Below are 3,062 nucleotides of genomic sequence, written 5' to 3' on the forward strand. Positions count from 1 at the left end.
AATAAGCTACTGATATTCTCCACCTTTTTTATCTTTAATCCATCATAGCTAGCGATGCAACAAAGCCATCTGGGATCCAGAAAACTTAACTTTAAATAAGTGGCTGCATAATAAAGACTAGATTCCAGTGTCAAGCACTGGAATGACACCATAGAGGCACTGGGATGACATCCTTCCTAGTGGAGATTACTCTCAAATCACAATGTTCATACAGTTGTGGGCTTAACGGTATCTTTGCAGATACTATGGTAATTTATTCGGGAGATTTGCTGAGCGGTAAGATTTTTCCTGATATGCTGCAGTCTTCAGAAGCTAATTCCACAAATTTATCTGTTAGTTTATCAGGTGACACCAATTCAGATCCAGGAAATGCCTGCTCACTACCCACAGGTCCTTCCGTGTATACAGCATTTACACATAATTTTGTATGTTTTGTCTCAGATGCATATATCTGCACCATTATTTCTAGTGCAACTTTACTTGCAGCATACGGCATCCAATATGGATAAGAGGAAGGAGAAAGTGTCACTTCTGAGGTCATGAATATCGCTCTTCCAGCATTAGACTTTTTTAGCATTGGATCTAAGTTTTTTAGTAAGTACCAATTGGCAGTAAAATTTGTATTCATTACGTTCTGTAGCTCTTCAATCTCACAGTCATGAATGGGGTTCAGTTTGCCTAAAATTCCAGCACACGCAACTAATATATCAAGTGCTCCAGATTCTGATAATTTCAGGCTTTCTATCATGTTTGTCAGTATCTTTACATTCTCAAAGTCTAAAAGATCAAGCTGAATTAGTTTCACAGAGCCTTCTTTAAATTCTTCAAGCTCTTCAATTTCATTATATAGTGGCTTGAGATTATCAAGAGATCTTGAAATCAGAATCACACATGCACCTTCTCTTATAAACCTTTTTGCAACAGCAGAGCCTACTCCACCTGAAGCTCCGGTGATTAAAGCTACTTTACCTTCTAACTTACCCATTTCTTTCTCCTTAGCGAGATCCATTGAAATATTTTAGCTGAAAATTGAATTTTGCTCCATATATAAAAATCAAACTTAGCATATAAAAAAATAGTAATGACACTACCACACCACCTAAACTTCCATATATCAAATCCAGTTGGTCAAAGGAAGCTTTTAAATATTGCTTAAAAGCTGAAGCAGAAATCGTCCAAAGAATAACAGCTACACAAGATCCAGGAAATACGTCTGATAAATTTTGTTTTATGTTTGGTAACATAAAATATAGCCAAGAGACTACTGTGAAAAGTACAAATTCAATAAGTAAATACCTAGTATAACTTAGCCCCTGATAGGAAAAATCAATTAGCATTGGTACTAGTGTAGAAAACACTATAGTTAGAGTTATAATAAGCGTAATTACTAAAAATTGTAATATACTTAGTACTCTTCTTAATATGTAAGGCGGCGAAACCGGAACTTTATAGGCCTTATTGAGTATTGTTCTAAGCCCTTCAATTGTCGATGAAGCGGTCCAAACAGCACCTACAATTGCTAAAGTTAGTAAGCTTTGCGGCGGGCCTGATATTATCTCCCTAATACGCGGCATCAAAGATGATAAAATATCCTGTGGCATGTTATCAATGATAAATACCCAGCCAATGTTGTACTGGTCTAAAAAATTTGCGAATGTTGACGCCACAGCCATTAAAACGATGAGAAAAGGAAATATTGATAACAGAATTAAAAATGATAAATACCCTGCATGCTCCACTCCATCATTATAAATTGTGTCAATCAAAGCACGATAAAGGCAATAAACGATGCTGTAAAATTTCTGTAGCACTGTAATATAGACGAACCAAGAAAAGTATTCTAAATGAAATAAAGGATACTTTTAAGCAAAAAATCCTCACCATTTACTTAAATTTAATCAAAGTGAAGGATAATCCAGCATTAAATAGAAATTATCGGAAGCATAATGAAAAATTTTCTTCTACTTGTAGCTTTAATTCTCTCCTTTGCATTTGATGCAGGTGCTCCTCCTACTACTTTTGTTGATACAAATGATACAACATCATCGGTGATATGCAAGATAATAGGCTATACTCACGGCATAGGTGGCCCAATGATCACAATAGTGATAATTGGTGCAGCGTTGCTTGCAATATTCGGCAGAATGCCGTGGCCAGCGCTTTTTGCACTCGGTGCATTTACTGCTGTGTTTTTTGGCGCTCCTGTAGTCGTTTCAAAAATAACACCAGGAGATGTGATTTGTAAAGACGGTGTAGTAACGAATAAGTAATAGAAATTATTGGAGGCATAATGAAAAATTTTCTTCTACTAGTGGCGTTAATTCTCTTCTTTGCATTTGATAATGTTTTTGCTAGCAGTGTTACTGATGACGCAACGTCAAACACAATATGCAAAATAGTAGGCTATACTCACGGCATAGGTGGACCGATGATCACAATAGTAATAATTGGTGCAGCATTGCTTGCAATATTTGGCAGAATGCCGTGGCCAGCGCTTTTTGCACTCGGTGCATTTACTGCTGTGTTTTTTGGTGCACCTGTAGTTGTTTCAAAAATAGTACCAGGAGGTGTGATTTGTAAAAATGGTGCAACTGCTTGCCCTGATGGTACCAACTGGGATACAAGTACAGGAGCGTGTAAAAAATAGGCGCTGCAGATTTAGAAAAGCATTAGCTAAACGGTGCTTCTTAAAGGAGCACCATTATTCCACAATTGTATAAATGTTGTCCAAGTGAATAACACTGAGATCCGGGAATTTTTATAAACTGATAGGATGACAAATTTACTAGAACCCTCACCATTTACTTAAATTTAATCAAAGCGATAGATAATCAAACATGAAACAGAAATTATAGGAGGCGTAATGAAAAATTTTCTTCTACTTGTGGCGTTAATTCTCTCCTTTGCGTTTGATGCAAATGCTAATACTAGTGGTGGCACCACCAACACCGTTTTTGTTGATGAAAGTGATACAACATCATCAGTGATATGCAAGATATAGCATTTCTCATAATAGTCCGAACAGGTCATAGGAAGGCAGAATCAACAGCACGACGAAAGGA

At 36.7% G+C, this 3,062-nt stretch carries 4 protein-coding genes and 1 pseudogene; 3 read left to right on the forward strand and 2 right to left on the reverse strand.

Annotation, left to right across the window (positions count from 1 at the left end; genetic code table 11):
• Window positions 1–253 precede the first annotated feature (253 nt).
• Both ACIPNH_RS01850 and ACIPNH_RS01855 read right to left on the reverse strand, forming a co-directional pair.
• Complete coding sequence (locus ACIPNH_RS01850; RefSeq protein ID WP_012673418.1) at window positions 254–1,009, reverse strand: SDR family oxidoreductase; 756 nt, start codon at window positions 1,007–1,009, stop codon at window positions 254–256.
• The gene (locus ACIPNH_RS01855; RefSeq protein WP_155969484.1) at window positions 996–1,811 is read right to left on the reverse strand and encodes a YihY/virulence factor BrkB family protein; all 816 of its coding nucleotides are present in this window, start codon (window positions 1,809–1,811) and stop codon (window positions 996–998) included. Before ACIPNH_RS01855 ends, ACIPNH_RS01850 begins: the two co-directional genes overlap by 14 nt.
• Window positions 1,812–1,946: 135 nt before the next feature.
• Between ACIPNH_RS01855 and ACIPNH_RS01860 the strand changes: the two genes are divergently transcribed.
• From ACIPNH_RS01860 to ACIPNH_RS01870, 3 genes and pseudogenes are all read left to right on the forward strand, one after another.
• Window positions 1,947–2,270, forward strand: coding sequence for a TrbC/VirB2 family protein (locus tag ACIPNH_RS01860; RefSeq protein WP_400771366.1), 324 nt, complete (start codon window positions 1,947–1,949; stop codon window positions 2,268–2,270).
• Window positions 2,271–2,290: 20 nt separating this feature from the next.
• On the forward strand, window positions 2,291–2,647 hold the full coding sequence (locus ACIPNH_RS01865) for a TrbC/VirB2 family protein (protein WP_250295293.1): 357 nt from the start codon (window positions 2,291–2,293) through the stop codon (window positions 2,645–2,647).
• Between the two features lie 216 nt (window positions 2,648–2,863).
• A pseudogene (locus tag ACIPNH_RS01870) lies at window positions 2,864–2,998 on the forward strand (TrbC/VirB2 family protein); the annotation flags it as partial.
• Between the last annotated feature and the right edge of the window lie 64 nt (window positions 2,999–3,062).

Origin of the sequence: Wolbachia endosymbiont of Drosophila barbarae (assembly GCF_044752445.1) — a bacterium.
Lineage (GTDB): Bacteria > Pseudomonadota > Alphaproteobacteria > Rickettsiales > Anaplasmataceae > Wolbachia > Wolbachia pipientis.

Coding starts and splice junctions, on each gene's coding strand:
- ACIPNH_RS01865 (WP_250295293.1), top strand. CDS start 2,291: ATGAAAAATTTTCTTCTACTAGTGGCGTTAATTCTCTTCTTTGCATTT.
- ACIPNH_RS01860 (WP_400771366.1), top strand. CDS start 1,947: ATGAAAAATTTTCTTCTACTTGTAGCTTTAATTCTCTCCTTTGCATTT.
- ACIPNH_RS01850 (WP_012673418.1), bottom strand. CDS start 1,009: ATGGATCTCGCTAAGGAGAAAGAAATGGGTAAGTTAGAAGGTAAAGTA.